The following is a 24,171-nucleotide window of genomic DNA, read 5'->3' as shown; positions in this document are numbered from 1 at the left end:
CTGAACCCCACGCTGGTCCTCAGCCGCGCCGACCTCGAGCAGGCAGCGCAGTCGCCGGAGAAGAAATCCGCGCCGGCAGCCCGCAGTTCCCGGTCAGCAGAGGATGAACTGCGCTCCACCGCGGTTGGCCGTGCGATCGCCGCCTATCTGCAGCACATGGCCGTCGAGCGCGGACTGGCCCGCAATACCGTGGACGCCTACCGGCGTGACCTGCTGCGCTACGCCCGCTTCCTGGACGCTTCCGGCCGCACTGCGATTACGGACATCACCCGCCACGATGTCACCGCCTTTGCCCGGTCCATCGCCGAGGGGTCCGACGGCGCCGCGGCCTTGAGCGTGCGTTCGGCTGCCCGGACTATCGTGGCCGTGCGCGGGCTGCACAAGTTCTGGGCACTGGAAGGACTGACCGAGCAGGATCCCGCGTGCGACGTCCACCCTCCGCTGCCCGGCAAACGCCTGCCCAAGGCGATCAGCGTGGATGAAGTAACCCGCATCCTTGAAGCCGTTCCGCTGGATACCCCCACCGGGCTGCGCGACCGGGCACTGCTGGAGTTCCTCTACTCAACCGGTGCCCGCATCAGCGAAGCCGTGGGACTGGACATCGACGACCTTTCCCTGGAGCGCATCCCGGCCAACGGACCCGACGTCGTCCGGCTGTTCGGCAAAGGCTCCAAGGAACGCCTGGTGCCGCTGGGTTCCTACGCGGCGCGGGCACTGGATGAATACCTCGTACGCGGCCGGCCCGCCGCCGCCGCCACGGGCAAGGGGACCCCGGCGCTGTTCCTCAATGCACGCGGAGGCCGGCTGAGCCGCCAGAGCGCCTGGACGATCCTCAAGTCCGCTGCAGAACGGGCCAAAATCGACCGGGACGTCTCCCCGCACACCCTGCGGCACTCCTTTGCCACGCACCTGCTCGAAGGCGGCGCCGACGTGCGCGTTGTCCAGGAACTCCTTGGCCACGCCTCCGTGACCACCACGCAGGTCTACACGCTGGTCACCGCCGATACGCTGCGCGAGGTTTACGCCGCGGCCCATCCGCGGGCACTGTGAACCCGGCAGCCAGGCAGCCGCGTGCCACTCCGGTGGTGCTGTGTTTCCTTATGCGCGAAACCGGCGCCGGCGGGCAGGAAGTCCTGCTCGGCCTGAAGAAGACCGGCTTCGGCATCGGCCGCATCGTGACCCTCGGCGGACACGTCGAGCCGGGGGAGACCCCCGAACAGGCCGCCGTACGCGAAGTTTTCGAAGAATCCGGCGTCACCGTCGCAGAAGCAGACCTGGAGCCGGCGGGAACCATCGAGTTCGTTTTCCCGGCCAGGCCCGAATGGGACATGTCCACCGTGGTGTACCGGAGCTGGAACTGGCTGGGGGAGCCCGCGCCGTCGTCGGAAATCGATCCCGCCTGGTACCCCGCCGACTCTGTTCCGTACCCTCACATGTGGGAGGACTCCGCGCACTGGCTGCCCCGCGTGCTCGGCGGCGACTATTTCGCCGCGGTCATCACGCTGGCGCCGGACAATGAGTGCGTGGCCAGCGTGGTCTTCTCTTCCACCTGAGCGGCCGGCAGGGCTATGAGCTTCCGGTGCCCGTTTGCGACGGGAAAAGCGGACGGCACGTGGTGCACGCCAACGCGGGTTCGGCCTCCGGAGCCAGTGCCCGCCGCTCTAGTTTGAGCCGCGAGAACAGCGCCCAGGCCAAAAGTGCCAGCGAAAGCAGGGCCAGCACGGGTGCAATCACGCCGTTCAGGAGGGCCGGGGAGACTCCCGCGAAGAAGTAGCCCGCCGGCCCTTCCGCGCCGGCGGCCGCGGAGGCGAGTCCGAGCAGGCCAAGCAGCGGCCACCGGGTATCGCAGAGCGTAGCCGCAGCGCCGGCGGGCGCCCGGAAGTAGCTGCCGATGAGCAGTCCGGCCAGGACTGATCCAACGGCGGCAAACACCGCATTCCACCACAATGCCGGGTTCAGGATCCCGTCCGTGCTCAGGAGCACGGCAGCCGCACCGGCCGTTGCCGCGCCGGCGTAAACCATACGCCGCAGCGGCCATGAGCGAAGCTGCCGCAGCACGGCAGTGCCGCGGCTGCGGCGGCCCGGACCGGTGTTCTCCCGGCTGGCGGCTTGTTCTTCCCTGCTTTCACACGTCACGGCGTTTCCCTCTCCTGCGGCCGCTAGGACGCCTGTGCTGCCACCTTGGCGCGCACATCGTCCATGTCCAGGTCCTTGACGGCGGTAATGAGCTGTTCCAGGCCTGCTGCGTTCATCGCCCCGGCCTGGGAGAACACCAGGATTCCGTCCCGGAAAGCCATCAGGGTGGGGATGGAGGTGATGCCGGCAGCCCTGGAGAGTCCCTGCTCCGCTTCGGTATCGACCTTGGCAAAGACAACCTCCGGATGCTGGGCTGCCGCCTTCTCGAAGACCGGCGCGAACATCCGGCACGGGCCGCACCAGGCGGCCCAGAAGTCGACGAGCACGATGCCGTTGCCCTCGATGGTTTCAGTGAAGTTCTTCTCGGTGATATTGATGGAAGCCATATTCCGAGGATATACCCCAGGGGGTATGCTTGACAAAGGCTCCGGGGCGTCTTGCCTCCGACGCAGGAAAGGAAAGGTTGTGCAGCGTGATGCGCAGTGTGTGGGTGGAAGACCTTGCGGCAGTGCGGGATGCTGCCCTGCTCGATGTCCGGGAGGCGGAGGAGTTTTTGGAGGCGAGCATCCCGGGCAGCCTCAACCTTCCCCTGTCACAGCTCGCCGGGCGGCTCGGGGAAGTTCCGTCAGGCCGCCCGGTATACGTCCTGTGCGGCTCCGGCGGCCGCAGCATGAAGGCCGTAAAACTGCTGGCAGAGCGCGGCTATGAGGCGGTCAACGTTATGGGCGGGATTACCGAGTGGTACCGGGCGGGGTATCCGGTAACGTTTCGGCCGGCCGCGGAGTAGGGCGGGTGTCCTGTCCCGCACCGGCGTCCGCAGCGAGCCTCCCGGCGGCACGGCTGCCCGCGGGAACTTCGCGGATCCCGGTCGCCGCAGCGAGCCCGGTGACAGGCATGCCGACGTACATCGACTCGGCCTGGTCCGCCACGAACGTTTCGTGCCAAATGCCGACGGCGCCGGGCGCTTTCCGTGCCCTGCGGTCACGGCGTCGCGTCCCGCGAAGTCCACGGCGTACCCCTCGACTCCCCGGCAGAAGCCATGCGGTACGTCGTCCTGGGCACTGTCCTGATCGAGCCGGTTCTGCTGGCGCTGCGCAGGCTGGCCCAGCAGGAGGTCTCCGGCAAACTCTTCGCCCGGGTCGGTTCCCCCGGTCCAGCCGCGGGGAAACCCGGTCCCCGGATCTCCTAGGCAAAGACGAATGCCCGCCGCAGGAGGAACCTGCGGCGGGCATTTATCTGTTCCGAAAGCGGCGTGTTAGGCCAGGTGCCGCTCTTCCGGACCGTTGTATTCGCTCAGCGGCCGGATCAGCGAGTTGGCTTCCAGCTGCTCCATGATGTGCGCCGTCCAGCCGGTGATCCGCGCTGCGACGAACAGCGGCGTGAAGGTGGGCGTGTCAAAGCCCATCAGGTGGTAAACCGGCCCGGCCGGATAGTCCAGGTTTGGCAGGATGTTCTTCCGCTCCGCCATGGCCGTCTCCAGTGCCGTGTACAGCTCGCCAAGGTCCGGACGGTCATAATGCTTGATCATGGCGTCCAGGGAGGCCTTCATGGTGGGAACGCGGGAGTCACCGTTCTTGTAGACCCTGTGGCCGAAGCCCATGATCTTCTTCTTCTCCGCCAGTGCTTCATCCAGCCAGGCCGCGGCGTAGGCGGCGGACTCGGCGTCCTCCGCGGTGGCTGCGGTGATCTCTTCGAACGTGTGCATCACTGCCTCGTTGGCACCGCCGTGCAGCGGCCCTTTCAGGGCGCCGATGGCGCCGGTCACGGCCGAATGCAGGTCGGCCAGCGTGGAGGTGATGACCCGTGCCGTAAACGTGGACGCGTTGAAGGAGTGCTCGGCGTAAAGGATCATCGACACGTTGAACGCGTCCACGACCTCCGGCGCGGCTTCCTCACCAAAGGTCATCCAGAGGAAGTTCGCGGAGTAGCCCAGGTCTTCCCTGGGTTCCACCAGTTCCTGTCCGCGCCGCCGACGCTGGTCGTAGGCAACGACAGCAGGCATGGCAGCGAAGAGGCTCACGGACTTCGCAAGGTTGGCCTCGGCACTGGAGTCGTGGGCGGCCTCATGCTGGGCGCCCAGAACAGACGCTGCCGTGCGGCAGACGTCCATCGGATGACAGGTGACCGGCAGGGCGTCGATTACTGCTTTCAGCTCCGGGGTGAGCGCCCGCTGCGACCGTTCGGCGCCGGTAAACTCAGCGAGTTCATCAGCTGTGGGCAGCTCCCCGTTCCAGAGCAGGTAGGCAACTTCCTCGAACGAGCACCTGGCGGCAAGCTCCTGGACGGGGTAGCCGCGGTAGAGCAGTGAGTTGGTTTCCGGGTTGACCTTGGAGATGCGGGTGGTGTCCACCAGCACTCCGGCCAGGCCCTTGTGAATCGTGGTGTCGGTCATGTCTGGGACTCCTTCGTCGTGATGCGCAGATTCGGGGTGGGGCGGTGCCTTCTTTTGTGCGTGTGCCGAAGCGGAGACGGCCAGGTCAGGCCGACGCCGGGGTGCCGGGGACCTGGAAGTTGAATACCGAGGTATCGAAGCGGTTGTACGCCTCATAATCCACCAGATCGTACAGGCGTGCACGTGTGAGCATGCTGGGAACGCTGGCGGCCTGCGTGCCGTCGGCCTTGATGGTCTCCAGCGTCCGCTCGGCAGCACCCATGGCACTGCGGAGCAGGGTCACCGGGTAAATGACCATGTTCACGCCCGCGGCAGCAAGCTGGTCATAGGTGAACAGCTCGCTCTTGCCGAACTCGGTCATGTTGGCCAGGATCGGGACGTCGACGGCGGCACGGATGGCGGCGAATTCCTCCACCGTCTTCATGGCTTCGGGGAAGATCGCGTCAGCGCCGGCCTCGACCAGGGCGCGGGCCCGGTCCTGGGCGGCTTCCAGGCCCTCCACGGCGCGGATGTCGGTCCGGGCCATGATCAGGAAGTTCGGATCCCTGCGGGCGTCGGCGGCTGCGCGGATCCGCTTGGTGGCGGTGTCCAGGTCCACCACGTTCTTGCCGTCCAGGTGTCCGCAGCGCTTGGGGTTGAACTGGTCCTCGATGTGGCAGCCGGCCAGGCCGGCGTTTTCAAGTTCCTGGATGGTGCGCGCCACGTTCATCGGTTCGCCGAAGCCGGTGTCGGCGTCGACGATGGCCGGCAGGTCGGTCATCCGGGCGATCTGGCCGGCGCGGGTGGCAACCTCGGTGAGTGTGGTCAGCCCGATGTCCGGCAGGCCGAGGTCATTGGCCAGCACAGCTCCGGAGATATAGACGCCGTTGAAGCCCTTTTCTTCAATCAGCCGGGCGGAGAGCGGGTTGAATGCGCCCGGGTACTGCTGCAGGGTGCCGGAGGCCAGGCCCTCGCGCATCGCGATGCGCTTCTGCTCGGGGGTAGTGGAGGAGTACAGCATTTAGAACAGTCCCTTCGGTGCGGCAGCGGGGTCGATGACGCCGGCTGCGGCGGTGATGTTGAGCTGGCCAAGTTCCCCGGCAGCGAGTTCGGGCAGGCGTTCGGCAGCCGCGATGAAACGGTCCATTTCCTCTTCCGATACCAGGCCCGCGGCAAGCGTGCGGAACTTGTTGATGTAGTCGGCGCGGACGAATGGCCGGGCCCCCAGCGGATGGGCATCCGCGACGGCTATCTCGTCGGTGATCACGGTGCCGTCGGCCAGCGTGATGTCCACGCGCCCGCCGAAGGCCTTCTCGGCGATGTCGATGGAGTGGTAACGGCGGGTCCATTCCGGATCCTCCACGGTGGTGACCTTGTGCCACAGTTCCACGGTGTCCGGACGGCCTGCACGCTCCGGGGCGTAGGAGTCCACGTGGTGCCAGGCGCCGTCCTGCAGGGCGACGGTGAAGATGTACGGAATGGAGTGGTCCAGGGTTTCACGCGAGGCCGTGGGATCGTACTTCTGCGGGTCGTTGGCGCCGGAGCCGATCACGTAGTGGGTGTGGTGCGACGTGGAGATCAGCACCGAGACGACGTTGGCCGGGTCTGCGGCTTCGGGGTGCTCCCGGTGGATCTTCCGGGCCAGGTCGATCCACGCCTGGGCCTGGTACTCGGCGGAATGTTCCTTGGTGTAGGTGTCCAGGATGGCGCGCTTCGCTTCACCCGGCGCCGGCAGCGGTACTGAGTAGGCGGCGTCGGGCCCGTCCAGCAGCCAGGCAATCACGCCGTCTTCGCCTTCATAGATGGGGGTGGGAGAGGTCTGCCCGCGCATGGCACGGTCCACGGCCTCCACGGCCATCTTGCCGGCGAACGCGGGTGCGTGCGCCTTCCAGGTGGAGATTTCGCCCTTTCGGGACTGCCGCGTGGCGGTGGTGGTGTGAAGCGCCTGGCCGACGGCCTGGAAGATGGTTTCGGTATCCAGGCCCAGCAGGGTGCCGATGCCGGCGGCTGCGGACGGGCCGAGGTGCGCGACGTGGTCGATCTTGTGCTTGTGCAGGCAGATTGCCTTGGCCAGGTCCACCTGGATTTCGTAGCCGGTGGCGATGCCGCGGAGCAGGTCTGCCCCGGAAGCACCGGTGTGCTGCGCCGCCGCGAGGATCGGGGGAATGTTGTCACCCGGGTGGGAGTACTCGGCGGCCAGGAAGGTGTCGTGGTAGTCCAGTTCACGCACGGCCACGCCGTTGGCCCAGGCGGCCCACTCGGGGGAGGTCTTCTCCTGCACTCCGAAGACGGAAGCGCCGGAGCCGCCGGAGGACGGCGTGAACGAGAGCGCCTGTGCCCGCGCGGCAACGATCGGACCGCGGTTCAGGGACGCCACGGCCACCGAGGCGTTGTCGATAATGCGGTTGATGACCATGTCAGCGACGTCGGCGGTGACATCCACGGGGTCGGCGGCTACAGCGGCGATCTTCCAGGCCAGCTGTTCCTCGCGGGGCAGGTTTTCCTCACTGCGGTATACACGTACGTTATGCGTTTTCAAGGCGCGGTCCTCTCGGGTGGTTCAGCTCAGGGGTGGTTGACGGTGGTGAAGTGTTCAAGGCTCTTGTGCAGGTGGACCCTGGTGGCAGCGGCAGCCAGGGCCGGGTCACCGGCGGCAATGGCTGCGGCAATGGTGGCATGCTCGCCAGCGGTTTCCCGCAGCCTCGCCGGATTGTCCTTGGCAAGGCGCCGTACGCGGGCCAGATGAAGGCGGACATTCACGAGGGCCTGGGCGAGGTAGGGGTTGGCCGCAGCTTCATCGATCCCGGCATCGAGCCGTGCCACGAGGGCGTAGTACCCGCGCCGGGCGGGATCTTCGCCGGGATCGGCATCGAGCCGGGCTGCAGCGGCTTCAAAGTCGGCCCGCAGTGCCCGGAAGGTTTCGGGCCGGCCCCGGACAGCAGCGAGGGAAGCCGCCTGGCACTCAAGTGCCTGCCGCAGTTCGAAGAGGGCCCCGACGGTTTCCGGGGAAATGGGGGTAACGACGACGCCGCGCCCGTTGTGCGGTGCGGCGAGACCGTCCGCGGTGAGCCGGGCGAGGGCTTCGCGCAGGGGTGTGCGGGAAACGCCCAGCCGCTGGGACTGCTCGACTTCGCCAAGCACGGTTCCCGGGGGCAGGCGCCACTCGACGATGTCCTCCCGCAGCATGGCGTAGGCCTTGTCGCTGGCCCGCATGGTAGCCCTCTCCACGATCTCTGTTGCTCGCCTCAGTGTATACACAGAACGCGGGATCGTGAAGCAGATCTCCTATTTCCCGGAGTATCTGCGAGGTTCTGTATACACGGATGGGGTTCTCACGGCCGTGTTCGTCCCCTACGATGGCCGGTACGCACCGTTGCGCCCCAGCACACTGCGTCCAGGTCATCCAGCCGCGAATCAAGGAGGATTCATGGGAACTGCCGGCTACGCCGAAACCTATGCCGCGAGCGTCACGGACCCGGAAGCGTTCTGGCTCAAGGCAGCCGAGCTCGTGGACTGGGACGTTACTCCCCGCAAGGCACTGGATGGCTCCGCTGCCCCGTTGTACCGCTGGTTCCCCGACGGAGCGATGAACACCAGCTACAACGCCCTGGACCGGCATGTCCTTGCCGGCAGGGGTGGAGACACGGCGCTGGTGTATGACTCAGCAATGCTGGGGCTCAGCCGAACGTACACCTTCGCGGAGCTGCTGGCCGAGGTGGAGAACTTTGCCGGCGTCCTCCATGCACAGGGCATCCGTGCCGGGGACCGGGTGGTGATCTACCTGCCGATGATCCCGGAGGCAGTAATCGCCATGCTGGCCTGCGCCCGGCTGGGTGCGGTGCATTCCGTGGTGTTCGGCGGGTTTGCCGCCACCGAACTGGCTGCACGGATCGACGACGCACGCCCGGACGTGGTGGTGACTGCCAGCGGCGGCCTGGAACCCAAGCGGCGGGTCGAGTACCTGCCCGCCGTTGCACAGGCACTGGAGGAAGCAGCGCACCCGGTCCGCGCCGTCGTCGTCGCAAACCGGGAGGGGTTTGACCACACGGCAGCGGAGTTCAACGGTACCGGCGGAACCGCCTGGCTGGACTGGGCGGAACTGGCCTCCACGGCGCAGCCGCAGGGACCGGTCAGCGTAGCCGCCACTGACCCCCTCTACATCCTCTATACCTCCGGGACCACGGGTTCACCCAAGGGCGTGGTGCGGGACAACGGCGGACACGCAGTCGCCCTGGCCTGGTCCATGGCCGGCATATACGACGTTGGTCCCGGCCAGACGATGTGGACGGCCTCCGACGTCGGCTGGGTGGTGGGGCATTCCTACATCGTGTACGGGCCGCTTATCGCCGGCGCTGCCACGGTCCTCTATGAAGGCAAACCGGTAGGAACTCCCGACGCCGGAGCCTTCTGGCGGGTGGCCGCTGAACACGGTGTCGACGTGCTGTTCACCGCTCCGACGGCGCTGCGGGCGATCCGGCGTGCCGATCCGGAGGCGGTGCTTACGGAAGGCTACGACCTCTCCCGGCTCCGGACCCTGTTTGCGGCGGGGGAGCGGCTGGACCCCGAGACCTACCGGTGGGCCTCGGAGTCGCTGGGCATTCCGGTGGTGGATCACTGGTGGCAGACCGAAACCGGATGGGCTATCTGTGCCAATCCAATGGGGCTGGAGGCGCAGCCGCTGAAAGCGGGATCGCCGACGTTCCCGGTGCCGGGTTTCCGCGTCCGGATAGTCGACGGCGCGGGGGCAGAGGTGTCTCCCGGGACCGAGGGGAACATTGTCCTGGACCTGCCTCTCCCGCCGGGCACCCTGGCGACGCTGTGGGGCAGCGACGACCGCTACCGCGCCTCCTACCTTGAAGCGTTCGAGGGCAGCTATGCCACGGGTGACTCGGGGTATGTGGATGAAGACGGTTATGTGTTCGTCATGGGGAGGACTGACGATGTCATCAATGTGGCAGGGCACCGGCTTTCCACCGGAGCAATCGAACAGGTCGTGGCCTCACACCCCGCCGTCGCCGAATGCGCGGTCATCGGGGTGAAGGACAGCCTCAAGGGCCAGCGGCCCTGCGGGTACGTGGTGCTCAAGGCGGGTTCCGAGACTGCCGAGGAGGAAATCCAGGCTGCGCTCGCGGACCTGGTGCGCACCCGGATCGGCCCGGTGGCTGACTTTCGTGAAGTCCGGGTGGTGGAGGCGCTGCCCAAGACGCGTTCAGGAAAGATCCTGCGCAAGACCATGCGCCAGATTGCCGACGGCGACGACTTCACCGTGCCGTCAACGATTGAGGACCGCTCGGTGCTCGATGACCTGATGCCGCTGCTGCGTCCGGCAACTTCCTAGCGACGCCAGGCGTACTCGAGCTCCGGCCGGCCGGGGGAGCCGTAGCGCGGGGACCGGAGGACGGTGCGCTGGGCGGTGAGGTGTTCCAAGTAGCGCCGCACGGTGATGCGGGACATGGACAGCGCAGCGGAGACCTCCGAGGCAGACATGGGCGCTCCGGCCTGTTTCAGGGTCTCCGAGACCGCTTCCAGCGTTTCCGGAGACAGTCCCTTGGGCAGCACCGCGGGGACGGCCGGGCGCAGGGCAGCCAGCGCGCGGTCGACCTCGGACTGGGTTGCGGATGCACCCTGTCCTGCCAGATTGGCGTGGAACTCGCGGTAAGCCGCGAGTTTGGTGCTGAAGGCCGCAAAGGTGAACGGCTTGATCAGGTACTGGGCGATCCCCGCAGACATTGCCTGGCGCACCACCGGCAGCTCACGCACCGCAGTGATGGCGATGACGTCGGCGGGGATTCCCGCTCCGCGGATGCGGCGCAGCAGATCCAGCCCGTGCAGGTCCGGCAGGTTCATGTCCAGCAGCACCAGGTCCACCTCCGGCCCGGGCCCCTGCAGGAACCCCAGTGCCTGTGCTGCGGTATGGGCGACGCCGGCCAGGACGAAGCCCTCGGTGCGGCGTACGTACTCCGCGTGTGCTTCCGCCACGACGGGCTCGTCCTCCACGACGAGGACGCTGATCCGGCGGGCGGCGCTCACGGTCGGGCTCCTTCGGGCAGCGGCAGCAGTACGGTGAACCGGGCCCCGCCGGTCTCCGCGGCATGGTCCAGCCGCAGGGTTCCGCCGAGCCGGAGCACCGCCTGGTTCACCAGGGCGAGTCCGATTCCGCGCCCGGCCCCGGGCAGTGCGGCTTCCTTGGTGCTGTAACCCTGCTCAAATATCCGGTCCTGCGATTCCGCCGGGATCCCCGGACCGCTGTCCTGGACGCAGAGCCTGAAACCGCGGCGTACGCCGTCGTCCTCCACCGACAGATGCACGGTAACCCTGGGATCGGGCAGCCCCTGGACCGCATCCAGGGCGTTGTCAACGAGGTTCCCAACGATGGTCACGAGTTCACCGGAATCCAGCAGGGCGGGGCCGGAGCCGTCTTCGGTCACCGCTTCGAGCCGCAGGTCCAGGGCGATCCCGCGCTCCCGGGCCTGGGCCTTCTTCCCGGCCAGCAGTGCGGCCAGCGCAGGTTCGCCAACGGCCCCGACGACGTCGTCTGCCAGCTGCTGGGACTGCACCAGGTCCCGGGTGGCGAACTCCAGCGCCTCCGCGGGGCGGTCAAGTTCGATCAATGAGACGACGGTATGCAGGCGGTTGGCGTGTTCGTGGGCCTGTGCCTGAAGTGCATCGGTGAGGGTGCGCATGGACTGCAGCTGTCCGGTCAGTGCCTCCACCTCGGTGTGGTCACGCAGCGTGGTGACCGTTCCCAGCCGCTTGGGGCCGCCGGTCTTCCTGCCGCGGCTCCCGCCCGCCGGACCGGCGGCCACGGCAGGGGACTGGTTGATGACCAGGATGCGCTGTTCGGTGAAGTGGAATTCGTCGACGGCGGTACGCCCGCTGTGCAGCAGATCGGAAAGGGTGCCGGGCAGTCCCAGCCCGCGGACGTCCGCCGGACCGGCTGCACCTTTTGGCAGCCCCAGCAGCTCGGCGGCCTGGTCGTTGTAGAGGACCAGGGCGCCGTCGTTGTTGATCAGCAGCAGCCCCTCCCGCAGGGAGTGCAGGGCCGCATCGTGGAAGGCAAAAAGGTCGGCCAGCTCATCGGGGCGGCGGTCCTGCGTGGTCCGCCGCAGGTACCGGCTGAGCAGCAGCGACGCAAGGCTTCCCCAGGCCAGGGCCGCAATGGTGATGATGAACAGGCCCGGAAGCTCCGCATCGCGGATGATCCCCACCCGGTCAACGGTCAGGCCGGCTGCGACCAGCGCCCGGATCTCCCCGGCCTCATCCTGCACCGGGACGATAGCGCGGACTGACGGGCCCAGGGTGCCCGTGTACACCTCCGTAAAGGAGTTCCCGGCAAGTGCCTGGTCCACGGAACCGACGTAGGGCTTGCCGATCTGGGACTCGGAACGGTGCGTAAAACGTGTCCGGTCCGGAGCCATGATCGTGAGGAAGTCGACGTGCGCCGACTGCATCACCTCGGCGGCGTAGGGCTGCAGGGTGCCGCTGGGGTCCTCCCCGGTGACAGCGTCCAGCACAAACGGGTCCGCCGCGATTGTTTCCGCTACGGAGAGCATCCGGTCTGCGGTTTCGTCGTAGCTGTGCTGCTCGGCCTGGACGTACAGCGCCCAGGACAGCCCGGCGGACAGGCACAGGATGAACGCCAGCTGGCCAATGAGCAGCCGGCTGGCCAGGCTCCACTTGCGCAAGGAACTCCTTCGGCGCGGCACCGCGCGGGTTGGTTTAGTCCGGCAGCCGGCGGGCGGATGCCGGAGACGTCCGTGAACAGTATGAACACAACAGTGACCACCGTCACATTGCGCGGGGAGGATGTATCCGGATTACTTCCGGTTCCGTCCGCGCTTTCGCCGCCGGGGCCCAGCTATCAACGAAGCTAGGAGCATGCGATGGCCTCTGCCACCATACCCGGCGGCGAACAGCCACCGGTCAAAGCCAAAAAGAAGGATCGGACCCACGTCCTCTACATAGCCGTGATTGCCGCTGTGGTGCTTGGCGCCGTCATCGGGCTTGTGGCACCCGAGGTGGGCAAGTCGATGAAGCCGCTCGGCACCGCCTTCATCGGGCTCATCAAGATGATGATCGCGCCGGTGATTTTCTGCACCATCGTGCTGGGCATCGGATCCATTGCCAAGGCCGCAACGGTGGGCAAGGTCGGCGGACTGGCGCTGGGCTACTTCATTGTGATGTCCACCTTCGCCCTGGCCATTGGCCTGGTGGTGGGCAACTTCATCCATCCCGGCGAGGGCCTCGACCTGCAGTCCTCCGGTGCCGCGGCACCGGCTGCCCCGGAAGAGGACGGCGGAACCACTGCATTCCTGCTGGGCATCATTCCCACCACACTGCTGGCCTCGCTGACCGGTGAGTCGATCCTGCAGACCCTCTTCGTGGCGCTGCTCGTCGGTTTCGCGCTGCAGAAGATGGGCAAGGGCGGCGCTCCGATCCTCAAGGGCATCGGCTACATCCAGGTGCTGGTCTTCCGCATCCTGATGATGATCATGTGGCTGGCTCCGATCGGCGCCTTCGGTGCCATCGCCGCAGTCGTGGGCGAAACCGGCGTGCAGGCCATCGTCAGCATGGCCACGCTGATGATCGCGTTCTACCTGACCTGTGTGCTGTTCATTGCCGTCATCCTGGGCGGCCTCATGAAGATCGTGACCGGCTTCAACATCTTCAAGCTGATGCGGTACCTGGGCCGGGAGTACCTGCTGATTTTCTCCACCTCATCCTCCGAGGTCGCACTGCCGCGGCTGATCGCCAAGATGGAACACCTGGGCGTATCCAAGCCGGTTGTCGGTGTCACCGTACCCACCGGCTACTCGTTCAACCTGGACGGCACCGCCATCTACCTGACCATGGCCGCGCTGTTCGTAGCCTCCGCCATGGGCAAGCCGCTGGAACTCGGTGAGCAGATCTCCCTGCTGGTCTTCATGATCATCGCGTCCAAGGGTGCTGCCGGTGTTACCGGCGCCGGCCTTGCGACCCTGGCCGGCGGCCTGCAGTCCCACCGTCCGGACCTGATCGAGGGTGTTGGCCTGATCGTGGGCATCGACCGCTTCATGTCCGAAGCCCGTGCCCTGACCAACTTCACCGGCAACGCCGTTGCCACCGTCCTGATCGGCACGTGGACCAAGGAGATTGACAAGGATCAGGTCCGCCGGGTCCTGGACAAGGAGCTGCCGTTCGACGAAGCCAGCATGAACGTGGACGCCGGTTCCGGGGAGCCGGAACCCACGGCTGAGTCCGAAGACGTGGAACGCGCTGTTCCGTCCGCCGGCGGCCGCGTCTAGGCTTCACCGAACACAGCGCACACAGAAAAGAACGCTCCCGCGAAGTCCGCGGGAGCGTTCTTTTCTGTTCCGGCTAGGCGCGCGAGGACTCCGGCACGTTCCGGTCTGCTTCCGGGGCTTCCTGGCCGCTGCGGCCTGCCAGGCGGTCCTCCCAGGCGGACATGACGGCAGGGTCTGTCCGCGGTGTCAGCAGCGAGACCACCAGGTACACCGCCGCGGAGGCGATGAGGCCGAAGTAGATCGGCTCGTTGGCATACACGCCGTCATAGGGTGCGTCTCCGGTGAGCTCCAGGTAGATCATGGTTGACAGCGTTGCCACCGTGCCCGCGACCATGGAGGCGGCGGCGCCGAAGCCGGTGCCCCGCTTCCAGAACAGTCCGCCGAGGATGGCTACCAGCAGCCCGCCAACCAGGATGTCGTAGGCGATCGTCAGGGCCGCGACCACGTCCTGGACCACGATGGCCAGCAGGATGGTCACAACGCCCAGGCCCAGGACCCAGGCCTGGCTGCGGGCGACGTCGTGCTCCGGGTTGCCGCTGGTGGCTGCGGGGGATTCGGGAGTCTTCGAAGCGCCGAACCAGCTGCGGACGTAGGGGACGACGTCGGTGCGCGCCACCGTGGCGGCGGCGATGAGGGAGCCGGAGGCGGTGGACATCATCGCGGCGACGGCAGCTGCAAGGACCAGTCCGCCAAGGCCCACGGGCAGGATATTCATGGCGACGTCGGCGTAGACGTCGTCCTTGGACTCGATGCTCGGCAGGACCACGGAAGCGGCCATGCCGATCAGGGCTCCGGCAACACCGTAGAGGATGCAGTAGATGCCTGCCGCGGTACCGCCCCAGCGGGCGATCAGCGGGGTGCGGGCGGTGAAGACGCGCTGCCAGATGTCCTGGCCGATCAGGAGGCCGAGCGTGTAGACCACGAAGTACGTAATGATGCTCTGCGCGCCGATGCCCGTGATGCTGAAGAATTCAGCGTCCACCCGTTCGCGGATTCCGTCGATGCCGCCGGCGTTGGCGAAGGTGAAGGGCAGCATCAGGGCGAAAACGCCGATGGTCTTGATGATGAACTGCGCCATGTCCGCCAGGGTGATGGACCACATGCCGCCGATCGTGGAGTAGATGAGTACGACGGCGCCGCCCACGGCGATTGCCAGCCACCGCTCCCAGCCAAAGAGCACTACGAAGATGGTGGCGTAGGCGCCCGTAGACGTGGCACAGAGCATCAGGGTGTATGCCAGCATCACTACCGAGGACATCCGGGTGGAGCCGGCGCCGTAGCGCAGGGAGAGCATCTGGGAGACGGTGTAGATCTTCAGCTTCTGCAGCTTGGAGGCAAACAGCAGGCTCAGCAGCAGGACCCCGGCGCCGATCGCGACCACGAGCCACATCCCGGAGACGCCGTACTGGTAGCCCAGGCCAACGCCGCCCACAGTGGAGGCACCGCCCAGGACAACGGCCGCCATGGTGCCCGTATAGAAGAGGGGTCCGAGGCGCCTTCCGGCCACCAGATAATCGCTTTCATTCCTGGTGCGGGATTTCCCCCACCAGCCGAAGGCAAGCATGCCCACGAGATAGGCCACGACTATCGCGGCGTTTAGGTATTCCACATTTGGTCCTGTCAGTTGGCGGGACTGGGGTTTGACATGGACGTCCGTCCAAATATTGCCTCACAGTCAACATCTGTTTACCTAGACGCTAACCGCCGATCCGAAAATGCGTCAATGGTTTCGCCGAAAGTCATTCTGCATAAAGGCCGCCGGCAGGGGAGTCCGGGCAACGTTCGACCTAAGGTTGAGCGTCAAGGCTCGCAGGCGTTACGGCACCGGATTCGCGGTATCCGTGTTGCACAGTTGTAACCTTGGAAAGGACAGCCGGCAGGACAGCTAGAGACGGAAGCGTGGATTTATACGTGAGCAGCGAACAGAGTTCCACAACTCTGCAGGACGCAACGCAGGGCGCAGCCGATGAAGCCATGGGCCCTACCGGCCGTCCGCTGACTGAGTTCCCCGAGCCGCCGGTCCTGACTTCCCACGGCCCGGCCCGCATCATCGCCATGGTTAACCAGAAGGGCGGGGTCGGCAAAACGACGTCGACCATCAACCTCGGGGCCGCGCTGGCGGAAGCCGGCCGCAAGGTGCTGCTGGTGGACTTCGACCCGCAGGGCGCCCTTTCCGCCGGCCTGGGCACGAATCCGCATGAGCTGGACGTCACCGTCTACAACGTGCTGATGGACCGCAAGGTGGATATCCGCGACGCCATCCAGGAAACCCACGTCGAGAACATCGACCTGCTGCCGGCAAATATCGATCTCTCCGCCGCCGAAGTGCAGCTGGTCAACGAAGTGGCCCGCGAGCAGGTGCTGGAGCGGGCGCTGCGCCGCGTGTCGGACGACTACGACGTCATTCTCATCGACTGCCAGCCGTCCCTTGGCCTGCTGACCGTCAACGCGCTCACCGCCGCGCACGGCGTGATCATTCCGCTGATCTGCGAATTCTTCGCCCTGCGCGCCGTCGCTCTGCTGGTAGAGACCATCGAGAAGGTCCAGGACCGCCTGAACCCGGGACTGCAGGTAGACGGCGTGCTGGCCACGATGTACGACGCCCGGACCCTGCACAGCCGCGAGGTCATCGGCCGCCTGGTGGAGGCATTCGGGGACAAGGTCTTCGAAACGGTCATCAAGCGCACCATCAAGTTCGCCGATGCCACCGTGGCCGCCGAACCCATCACCTCCTACGCCGGCAACCACGCCGGTGCGGAGTCCTACCGACGTCTCGCCAAGGAACTGATTGCCCGCGGCGGCGCACCCTAGCCTCGCTGGGGACACATCCGAGGCCGGCGGCACCGGATTTGAGGTCCGGCTGGAGAACTTCCGCGGGCCGTTTGACGTGCTGCTCGGGCTAATCACCAAGCATGAGCTGGACATCACCGAAATCGCCCTGGCCACGGTCACCGATGAATTCATCGCCTACATCCGCGCCCTGACGGCCTCCGGACAGGGCTGGGCGCTGGACGAAGCCAGCGAGTTCCTGGTCATCGCCGCCACCCTCCTGGACCTGAAGGCGGCACGCCTGCTTCCGGCCGGGGATGTTGAAGACGACGACGACATTGCGCTCCTTGAAGCACGGGACCTGCTCTTCGCCCGGCTGCTCCAGTACCGCGCCTTCAAGCAGGTGGCTTCCCTGATGGGCAGCCGCTTGGAGGAGGAAAGCCTGCGCTTCCCGCGCGACACCGCCCTGGAACCCCATCTGGCAGCCATGCTGCCTGAACTCATCTGGCGCACCAGCGCCGAAGAGTTTGGCCGGCTGGCCCAAAAGGCGCTTGAACCCAAACCGGGACCGCCCACGGAGGTGGGCCTGGCCCACCTGCACGCGCCGCGGGTCAGTGTCCGTGAACAGGCCCGGATTATCAGCGGCATGCTGAGGGACAGCAGCCCGCTCACCTTCCTGGAGCTTGCCCGGAACGCAACGCCGCTCGAAATCGTCGGCCGTTTCCTTGCCCTGCTGGAAATGTTCCGGGACGGTGTGCTCGCCTTTGAGCAGCCTGAGCCGCTGGGCGAGCTGAAAATCACCTGGACCGGTGCCGGCACCGAGGGCTGGTCCGCCCAAAACCTCACCGAAGAATACGACGCCGACGAGGAGTCCGATGCAGCCGCAGCTATCGAACCAGGGCACTGAAGACCCCTCCGCGCGGGACGGTGCCGGGGTGGAGAACCGTCCGGGCGGAATCCGTGCTGCCGCCGAGGCTGTGCTGATGGTCGCCAGCGAGCCGGTCAGCGCTGCCGGCCTTGCCGGGGCGCTCGGCATCAGCACCGCGGCCGCCGCAAAGCTGCTGGACGATCTGCGCCGGGAGTATGACGGCTATACTGGGGATGGACCTGACGGGCTGCGCGCCGTTGAACCGCGCGGTTTCGAGCTCCGGGAAGTTGCCGGCGGCTGGCGAATCTACTCCCGCCCCGCCTTTGCCGACGTAGTCGGGCAGTTCGTGCTTGAGGGGCAGAGCGCCCGGCTTTCCCAGGCAGCGCTGGAAACCCTGGCAGTGGTTGCCTACCGGCAGCCGATCTCCCGCGGACGCATTTCGGCCATCCGTGGAGTCAACGTCGACTCCGTGGTCCGCACGCTGATCCAGCGGGGCCTGGTGGCGGAAGCCGGCACCGAACCCGAAACCGGTTCACTGCTCTACGTGACGACTCCGCTTTTCCTGGAAAAGCTGGGGCTGGGCAGCGTAGAGGAACTGCCGGAGATTGCACCGCACTTGCCCGGGCTGGAAAACCTCCCGGAATTTGAAGAAACTACTTACTAACCGCTACACCCGAAGGACTTCTCAATGACACAGGCACCCCGTTCCGGCTCAGGCCGCAGTAATCCGCGCAGCGGCGGGGGAGCAGGCGGCAGCCGCGGCTTCGGCAAGGGCTCCAAGCCTGCGTCCGGACGCACCGGCGGCCCCAGGTCTTCCGGCGGCGCAGCAGGCGCGCCCAAGAGCGGCGGCTTCAAGTCCGGTGCCCCCAAGGAAGGCGGCTTCAAGTCAGGCGCCCCTAAGAGCGGCGGCTTCAAGTCCGGCGCTCCCAAGGAAGGCGGCTTCAAGCCCGGCGGTCCCCGCACCGGCGCGCCCAAGGGCAAGGGCGGCTCTGAGCGTGCCTTCCGCAACGAGCGCTTCGGCAAGAACCTCGGCCCGGTCACCAAGCGGCCGCATACGCGCCGTCCGGGCAAGCCGGTCATCTCCGAACACCACGATCCCGAGGGCATCCGCCTGCAGAAGGTCATGGCCAGCGCCGGCGTCGCATCCCGCCGCGTCTGCGAGGAAATGATCACCGAAGGCCGCGTGGAGGTCGACGGCGAGGTCGTCACCGAGCTCGGCGTGCGCGTGGACCCCAAGACCGTTGCCATCCACGTGGACGGCATGCGCCTGCAGCTGGACGAGACCCAGAAGTACTACGTCTTCAACAAGCCCCGCGGCGTCGTCTCCACCATGGAAGACCCCGAGGGCCGGCCGTGCATCAGCGACTACCTCAAGAGCACCAACAAGCATGAGCGGCTCTTCCACGTTGGCCGCCTGGACACCAACACCGAAGGCCTGCTGCTGCTGACCAACGACGGCGAGCTGGCCAACCGCCTCACCCACCCCTCCTACGAGGTGCCCAAGACCTACCTGGTGCAGGTCCGCGGTCCCATGGCCCACGGCGTCGGCGCGCAGATGCGTGAAGGCCTGGAACTCGAGGACGGCTTCGCCAAGGTGGACTCCTTCCGCCTGGTGGATTCAACCCCCGGCCACATCCTCGTGGAGGTAGTGCTGCACTCCGGCCGGAACCGCATTGTCCGCCGCATGTTCGATGCCGTCGGCCACCCCGTGGAGCGGCTGGTCCGCACCCAGATGGGGCCGATCCGCCTGAACGACCAGCGCCAGGGCAGCATCCGTGTCCTGGGACGCCACGAAGTCGGCCACCTGATGGCCGTCGTGGGACTCTAACGCCGTGACCGTGCTGGCCAACGGGGGCACACATCTGTCCGGACCGGTGCTGGTCATCGGCACCGGACTGCTCGGCGCGAGCATCGGCCTTGGCCTGCGCGCCCGCGGCCTCGACGTGGTGCTCTCGGACATTTCTCCCTCCACGGCCGCCGTGGCCAGGGACATCGGGGCCGGTCGCCTGCTCGAGGAAGCGGAGCCCGGCTTCGCGCCGCAGCTGGTGGTCGTCGCCGCGCCGCCGGACGTGACCGCGTCCCTGGCAGCGCAGGCCCTCAGGGACTGGCCCGGCGCCGTCGTCGTCGATATTGCCAGCGTCAAGTCCGCCGTGCTGGCGGACCTGCGCGCCACCGGCGTTGACCTGGACCGGTACGTGGGCACGCACCCGATGGCCGGACGGGAAAAGTCCGGGCCGGTCGCGGCGCTGGGCAATCTGTTCACCTCCATGCCGTGGGTCATCTGCGCCGCGGAGGAGAGCTCACCGGAGGCCGTGAAGACTGCCGAAGCGCTGGCGATCGACCTCGGGGCCGTGGTCTCGCGCATGAACGCCGAAGACCATGACGGCTCCGTGGCACTGATCAGCCACCTGCCGCAGGTGATGTCCTCGCTGGTGGCCAGCCGTCTGCAGGACACCCCGTCCTCGGCGCTGGCGCTTGCCGGCAACGGGCTGCGCGACGTTACCCGGATCGCTGCGAGCGACCCGAAGCTGTGGGTGCAGATCCTCAGCGGCAACGCCCCGCGGCTGGCAGGCATCCTGCACGGTGTGCGTGAAGACCTGAACCGGCTGATCAATACGCTTGAAAACCCGACGGCTGACGGTGCGCGCCTGGACATGGCGCAGCTCATTGCCGAAGGCAACACCGGCCAGGCACGGATTCCGGGCAAGCACGGCGCTCCGCCGCAGTCCTTCGTCAGCTTCACCGTGCTGGTGGACGACGTTCCCGGAACCATTGCCCGCCTGCTCACCGAAATCGGCGAGATTGGCGTGAACCTCGAAGACCTTCGCCTGGAGCACGCCTCCGGACGCCAGGTTGGACGGGTGGAAATCTCGGTGCTGCCGAGCAAGGTGCATGGCCTGGTCAGCGAACTGACCACGCGCGGCTGGAAGGTAGTTCAGTGATGACAGAGCAGGACCCGGCACAGTTCCGGCTGGGCAAACCGCTGGTGGTGGCAATCGACGGGCCGTCAGGTTCCGGCAAGTCCAGCATCAGCCGGGAAGTCGCCCGCCGGCTGCGCGCCAGCTACCTCGACACCGGTGCCATGTACCGGGCCGTCACCATCGCCTGCATGCGGGCCGGCATCGACCTGACCGACGCCGTGGCCGTTGAAGCGGCCACCCGGAACGCAGACATTGAACTGAGCACTTCCCCGGACGCCGAATGGGTCCTGGTTGGGGGAGAGGACGTCACCCAGGCGATCCGCGAACCCGAGGTTTCTTCCAGCGTTTCCGCCGTGGCCACCACGCTTGGTGCCCGCGCCGAACTGGTGCGCCGCCAGCAGCAGCTGATTAAGGATTCCGGACTGCGGATCGTGGCGGAAGGCCGGGACATCACCACGGTGGTGGCCCCCACGGCCGAGGTGCGGATCCTGCTCACTGCCTCCGAGGAAGCACGGATGCGCCGCCGCGGCGTGCAGCTGGGCGGTTCGCAGAGTGCTGCAGCCCTGCGCGAGCAGGTTCTCACGCGGGATGTGAAGGACTCGACGGTGGTCAACTTCCAGCAGGCAGCCGACGGCGTGATCACGGTGGATTCCTCCGACCTGGACTTCGAAGAAACGGTCCAGGCCGTGCTGGATGTGGTTTTCTCCAGCACACACTAAGCACGAACGGCAGGCACTGAGCCGGGGCTCCAATGGGGTCCCGGCGCCTTGCCGTGTTTCAATGGACTGGTGGCTGCATGGGACTTTCCCGTGCCGGACCCCCAAACACTTACCCGGGCTGAACGTCCGGAGACGGCCGTGCGCAGCTGCGCCGACGGCCTCAACGGAAAGAAAGCAATAGTTTATGAACGCCAACCCGACCTTTGACGGCGACTCCGAGGAGTACATCCCGGCAGGCGAGGACCAGATCGACGAGCGGCTCGCAGCCCTCGACGACGACGAAGCCAACCTGCGCGCCGAAACGCTCCGCGCCGGCCTTTCGGACTACGAACTCGACGAAGAAGACGCCGCGCTGCTCTCCGGCGGCTACGACGAGTACGACGAGGACGCGCCGCTGCGCCTGGACCCCGTCGTCGCGATCGTGGGCCGGCCGAACGTGGGCAAGTCCACGCTGGTGAACCGCATCCTCGGCCGCCGTGAAGCCGTGGTTGAAGATACCCCGGGCGTCACCCGTGACCGTGTGTCCTACCCGGCCACCTGGAACGGCGTGAACTTCACCCTCGTGGACACCGGCGGCTGGGAGCACGACGCCCGCGGCATCCACGCCCGGGTTGCCGACCAGGCTGAAATCGCCGTCGACGTCGCCGACGCCGTCATGCTGGTAGTCGACGCCACCGTGGGCATCACCGCAACCGACGAAGCCGTGGTGCGCATGCTGCGCAGCAAGGGCAAGCCGGTGATCGTCGTCGCCAACAAGGTGGACGATATCCAGAACGAAGCCGACGCCTCGGTGCTGTGGGGCCTGGGCTTCGGCGAGCCGTACCCGGTGTCGGCACTTCACGGCCGCGGCACCGCGGACATGCTCGACGCCGTCCTGGATGTCCTCCCGGAGTACTCCGCCTACGGTGGACTTGAGTCCAGCGGCGGCCCGCGCCGCATCGCCCTGATCGGACGCCCCAACGTGGGCAAGTCCTCGCTGCTGAACAAGCTGGCCGGAAGCGACCGCGTGGTTGTTGACGACCTCGCCGGCACCACCCGCGACCCGGTGGATGAACTGATCGAACTCGGCGGCCGCACCTGGCGCTTCGTGGACACCGCAGGCATCCGCCGCCGCCAGCACATGGCCCAGGGCGCCGACTTCTACGCCTCCCTGCGGACCCAGGCCGCGCTTGAAAAGGCTGAGGTCGCCGTCGTGCTCCTCGCCGTAGACGAAGTGCTCTCCGAACAGGATGTTCGCATCCTGCAGCTCGCCATCGACTCCGGCCGCGCGCTGGTGCTGGCGTTCAACAAGTGGGACCTGCTCGACGACGAGCGCCGCCGCTACCTCAAGACCGAGATCGAGCGCGACCTGGCACACGTTGAGTGGGCTCCGAGCGTCAATATCTCCGCCAAGACCGGCTGGCACAAGGACAAGCTGGTTCCTGCCCTGGACCTGGCCCTGGAGAACTGGGACAAGCGCATCCCCACCGGCAAGCTGAATGCTTTCCTGGGCGAGCTCGTGGCAGCCCACCCGCACCCGGTCCGCGGCGGCAAGCAGCCCCGTATCCTGTTCGGCACGCAGGCGTCCTCGCGGCCGCCGAAGTTCGTGCTGTTCACCACCGGCTTCCTGGATCCCGGCTACCGCCGCTTCATCACCCGCCGCCTCCGGGAGACCTTCGGCTTCGAAGGCACCCCGATCGAGGTTTCGATGCGCGTGCGCGAGAAGCGCGGCAAGACCAGCAAGCGCTAGCACGGCCGGCGACCCCGGAGCCAATGTGAACTCCGGGGCGCCGCCGATGCGGGGAAAACGCCAACCATGATGTAGAGTATTTGAGTTGGTTCGGCCGGAAACAAACCGGCAGCAACGGATCATCGGAACGGGTTGTGGCGCAGCTTGGTAGCGCACTTGACTGGGGGTCAAGGGGTCGCAGGTTCAAATCCTGTCAACCCGACAGAAACGGAAAAAGCCTCGGCGGACACTATGTCCTGCCGGGGCTTTTTTGTGTGTCTGGACCGTTCCGGCCATAAGTTGGCGGGAATCGGGGGACAGGGCGTCCGTTTCGTGCCTCAATGTACCTATCGTTCTTTTTCGATGGGAGCACAGCATGTCCGGGACCACCGCCGAGGAACCTCGGGTCGCACTTGTCACCGGTGGATCGGGAGGGATGGGACGGGCCATCACCAAGCGCCTTTCGTCGGACGGCTTCGCCCTCGCGGTCCACTACGCGGGGAACGTCAACAAGGCCGCGGAAGTCGTCAAGGAAGTGAACGCCGACGGCGGCAGGGCCATCGCCGTTGGCGGGGACGTTGCAGACTCGGTAGCCATGACCCGGCTCTTCGACGACGTTGAAGCTGCCTTTGGAGGCATCGACGTCGTCATTAATACCGCAGGGATCATGGTCCTTTCGACCGTGGTGGACCTGGACCTCGATGAGCTGGACCGGATGCACCGCACCAATATCCGCGGGAGCTTCGTGGTCTCCCAGCTTGCAGCGCAGCGTCTCCGCCGCGGGGGTGCACTGGTAAACGTCTCGTCCAGCCAGACCCGCCTGCAGGATCCCACCTACGCGCCGTACGCTGCCAGCAAAGCTGCCGTGGAGGCCCTGACTCCGGTGCTGGCACGGGAACTTAGGGGGAGGGACATCACCGTCAACGCGATCGCTCCCGGGCCCACAGCCACTCCGCTGTTCCTGGACGGCAAGGACCAGGAGACCATCGACCTCATGGCCCAGCTTGCCCCGATGGAGCGCCTGGGCACTCCCGAAGACATTGCCGAGGTGGCTGCCTTCCTGGCCGGTCCTTCCCGCTGGATCAACGGTCAGGTCATCTACCCCGACGGCGGGATTGCCTAATGGAACGAAAGTTCTATCAGGCTTTTGTCGTTCAATGACCTGTTCGCAACAAACCGTGTCACTGTGAGTTGAATCATTAAGTTGCGTGGCAGCTTCAGATGGCCTCCGTGAGGTCAGGATGCTCGACGGTTGGCTAGGACGACCCCTCCTGACCGTGGCCATAGAGCTATTTGAATCATCGTCATCGGCAGGCATTGTCAGCACTGGGCGGTGAGTCCCCAGTTTGAGCTAACGCCTAAAGTATGATCATCTTCCTACCTAAAAGGATGAAG

General features: G+C 66.5%; 24 protein-coding genes and 1 tRNA gene. 15 read left to right on the top strand and 10 right to left on the bottom strand.

Translation table 11 applies throughout. From position 1 onward, the window contains the following. Positions 1-156 precede the first annotated feature (156 nt). Positions 157-1,050 (top strand): site-specific tyrosine recombinase XerD, encoded by an 894-nt coding sequence (xerD, locus tag NGB94_RS07635; RefSeq protein WP_418910622.1) that lies wholly within the window; start codon positions 157-159, stop codon positions 1,048-1,050. Further along, positions 1,047-1,553 (top strand): 8-oxo-dGTP diphosphatase, encoded by a 507-nt coding sequence (locus NGB94_RS07630; RefSeq protein ID WP_325790006.1) that lies wholly within the window; start codon positions 1,047-1,049, stop codon positions 1,551-1,553. Before xerD ends, NGB94_RS07630 begins: the two co-directional genes overlap by 4 nt. 13 nt (positions 1,554-1,566) lie before the next feature. On the opposite strand, the gene NGB94_RS07625 is transcribed toward NGB94_RS07630, so the two are convergent. Both NGB94_RS07625 and trxA read right to left on the bottom strand, forming a co-directional pair. After that, complete coding sequence (locus NGB94_RS07625) at positions 1,567-2,136, bottom strand: hypothetical protein (protein ID WP_325790005.1); 570 nt, start codon at positions 2,134-2,136, stop codon at positions 1,567-1,569. Between the two features lie 23 nt (positions 2,137-2,159). Beyond that, positions 2,160-2,522 carry a thioredoxin gene (gene trxA / locus NGB94_RS07620; protein WP_325790004.1) on the bottom strand — a complete coding sequence of 121 codons (363 nt, stop codon included), beginning with the start codon at positions 2,520-2,522 and terminating at the stop codon, positions 2,160-2,162. 89 nt (positions 2,523-2,611) lie between these two features. Here trxA and NGB94_RS07615 point away from each other — a divergent pair, with 89 nt between their 5' ends. Further along, positions 2,612-2,923 carry a rhodanese-like domain-containing protein gene (locus NGB94_RS07615; protein WP_325790030.1) on the top strand — a complete coding sequence of 104 codons (312 nt, stop codon included), beginning with the start codon at positions 2,612-2,614 and terminating at the stop codon, positions 2,921-2,923. On the opposite strand, the gene NGB94_RS07610 is transcribed toward NGB94_RS07615, so the two are convergent. Further along, positions 2,868-3,083, bottom strand: a complete 216-nt coding sequence (locus NGB94_RS07610) for a hypothetical protein (protein WP_325790029.1) — start codon at positions 3,081-3,083, stop codon at positions 2,868-2,870. The genes NGB94_RS07615 and NGB94_RS07610 overlap by 56 nt on opposite strands. Before the next feature lie 23 nt (positions 3,084-3,106). On the opposite strand from NGB94_RS07610, the gene NGB94_RS07605 reads away from it, so the two are divergent. After that, the gene (locus tag NGB94_RS07605) at positions 3,107-3,325 is read left to right on the top strand and encodes a hypothetical protein (RefSeq protein WP_325790031.1); all 219 of its coding nucleotides are present in this window, start codon (positions 3,107-3,109) and stop codon (positions 3,323-3,325) included. 66 nt (positions 3,326-3,391) lie between these two features. Here NGB94_RS07605 and NGB94_RS07600 read toward each other — a convergent pair whose 3' ends face one another. The 4 genes from NGB94_RS07600 to NGB94_RS07585 form a co-directional block, all read right to left on the bottom strand. Next, on the bottom strand, positions 3,392-4,528 hold the full coding sequence (locus NGB94_RS07600) for a bifunctional 2-methylcitrate synthase/citrate synthase (protein ID WP_325790003.1): 1,137 nt from the start codon (positions 4,526-4,528) through the stop codon (positions 3,392-3,394). Positions 4,529-4,613: 85 nt separating this feature from the next. Then, positions 4,614-5,528 carry a methylisocitrate lyase gene (gene prpB / locus NGB94_RS07595; RefSeq protein ID WP_325790002.1) on the bottom strand — a complete coding sequence of 305 codons (915 nt, stop codon included), beginning with the start codon at positions 5,526-5,528 and terminating at the stop codon, positions 4,614-4,616. Further along, positions 5,529-7,046 carry an MmgE/PrpD family protein gene (locus NGB94_RS07590; protein WP_325790001.1) on the bottom strand — a complete coding sequence of 506 codons (1,518 nt, stop codon included), beginning with the start codon at positions 7,044-7,046 and terminating at the stop codon, positions 5,529-5,531. Between the two features lie 26 nt (positions 7,047-7,072). Further along, positions 7,073-7,720 carry a GntR family transcriptional regulator gene (locus tag NGB94_RS07585; RefSeq protein WP_325790000.1) on the bottom strand — a complete coding sequence of 216 codons (648 nt, stop codon included), beginning with the start codon at positions 7,718-7,720 and terminating at the stop codon, positions 7,073-7,075. Positions 7,721-7,934: 214 nt separating this feature from the next. Between NGB94_RS07585 and NGB94_RS07580 the strand changes: the two genes are divergently transcribed. Then, positions 7,935-9,845, top strand: a complete 1,911-nt coding sequence (locus NGB94_RS07580) for an AMP-binding protein (RefSeq protein ID WP_325789999.1) — start codon at positions 7,935-7,937, stop codon at positions 9,843-9,845. Here the strand turns inward: NGB94_RS07580 and NGB94_RS07575 are convergent. Next, on the bottom strand, positions 9,842-10,537 hold the full coding sequence (locus tag NGB94_RS07575; RefSeq protein ID WP_325789998.1) for a response regulator: 696 nt from the start codon (positions 10,535-10,537) through the stop codon (positions 9,842-9,844). The genes NGB94_RS07580 and NGB94_RS07575 overlap by 4 nt on opposite strands. Then, on the bottom strand, positions 10,534-12,192 hold the full coding sequence (locus NGB94_RS07570) for a sensor histidine kinase (RefSeq protein ID WP_325789997.1): 1,659 nt from the start codon (positions 12,190-12,192) through the stop codon (positions 10,534-10,536). The genes NGB94_RS07575 and NGB94_RS07570 overlap by 4 nt, the downstream gene beginning before the upstream one ends. 198 nt (positions 12,193-12,390) lie before the next feature. Between NGB94_RS07570 and NGB94_RS07565 the strand changes: the two genes are divergently transcribed. Further along, the gene (locus NGB94_RS07565) at positions 12,391-13,791 is read left to right on the top strand and encodes a cation:dicarboxylate symporter family transporter (RefSeq protein WP_325789996.1); all 1,401 of its coding nucleotides are present in this window, start codon (positions 12,391-12,393) and stop codon (positions 13,789-13,791) included. A gap of 73 nt (positions 13,792-13,864) precedes the next feature. On the opposite strand, the gene NGB94_RS07560 is transcribed toward NGB94_RS07565, so the two are convergent. Then, positions 13,865-15,355 carry a sodium:solute symporter gene (locus NGB94_RS07560; protein ID WP_325790028.1) on the bottom strand — a complete coding sequence of 497 codons (1,491 nt, stop codon included), beginning with the start codon at positions 15,353-15,355 and terminating at the stop codon, positions 13,865-13,867. Positions 15,356-15,702: 347 nt separating this feature from the next. On the opposite strand from NGB94_RS07560, the gene NGB94_RS07555 reads away from it, so the two are divergent. From NGB94_RS07555 to NGB94_RS07515, 9 genes are all read left to right on the top strand, one after another. Continuing rightward, positions 15,703-16,602, top strand: coding sequence for a ParA family protein (locus tag NGB94_RS07555; RefSeq protein ID WP_055241876.1), 900 nt, complete (start codon positions 15,703-15,705; stop codon positions 16,600-16,602). Further along, complete coding sequence (locus NGB94_RS07550; protein ID WP_325789995.1) at positions 16,580-17,467, top strand: segregation and condensation protein A; 888 nt, start codon at positions 16,580-16,582, stop codon at positions 17,465-17,467. Before NGB94_RS07555 ends, NGB94_RS07550 begins: the two co-directional genes overlap by 23 nt. Continuing rightward, positions 17,436-18,092: an SMC-Scp complex subunit ScpB gene (gene scpB / locus NGB94_RS07545; RefSeq protein WP_325789994.1), complete on the top strand. Its 657-nt coding sequence runs from the start codon at positions 17,436-17,438 to the stop codon at positions 18,090-18,092. Before NGB94_RS07550 ends, scpB begins: the two co-directional genes overlap by 32 nt. Before the next feature lie 24 nt (positions 18,093-18,116). Beyond that, a complete protein-coding gene (locus NGB94_RS07540) occupies positions 18,117-19,256 on the top strand; it encodes a pseudouridine synthase (protein WP_325789993.1) in 1,140 nt (379 codons plus the stop codon). Between the two features lie 4 nt (positions 19,257-19,260). Next, the gene (locus tag NGB94_RS07535; protein ID WP_325789992.1) at positions 19,261-20,370 is read left to right on the top strand and encodes a prephenate dehydrogenase; all 1,110 of its coding nucleotides are present in this window, start codon (positions 19,261-19,263) and stop codon (positions 20,368-20,370) included. Further along, on the top strand, positions 20,370-21,068 hold the full coding sequence (gene cmk, locus NGB94_RS07530; protein WP_325789991.1) for a (d)CMP kinase: 699 nt from the start codon (positions 20,370-20,372) through the stop codon (positions 21,066-21,068). The genes NGB94_RS07535 and cmk overlap by 1 nt, the downstream gene beginning before the upstream one ends. Before the next feature lie 184 nt (positions 21,069-21,252). Beyond that, positions 21,253-22,797 carry a ribosome biogenesis GTPase Der gene (gene der / locus NGB94_RS07525; RefSeq protein WP_325789990.1) on the top strand — a complete coding sequence of 515 codons (1,545 nt, stop codon included), beginning with the start codon at positions 21,253-21,255 and terminating at the stop codon, positions 22,795-22,797. Between the two features lie 128 nt (positions 22,798-22,925). After that, positions 22,926-22,999, top strand: a tRNA-Pro gene (locus NGB94_RS07520). A gap of 153 nt (positions 23,000-23,152) precedes the next feature. Continuing rightward, positions 23,153-23,899 (top strand): SDR family oxidoreductase, encoded by a 747-nt coding sequence (locus NGB94_RS07515; RefSeq protein WP_325789989.1) that lies wholly within the window; start codon positions 23,153-23,155, stop codon positions 23,897-23,899. Positions 23,900-24,171: the final 272 nt, after the last annotated feature.

This window comes from Arthrobacter koreensis (assembly GCF_035792275.1).
GTDB lineage: Bacteria > Actinomycetota > Actinomycetes > Actinomycetales > Micrococcaceae > Arthrobacter_B > Arthrobacter_B koreensis_A.
The sequence above is the reverse complement of the archived record's forward strand: the minus strand, read 5'-3'. Positions and strand labels throughout refer to the sequence as shown.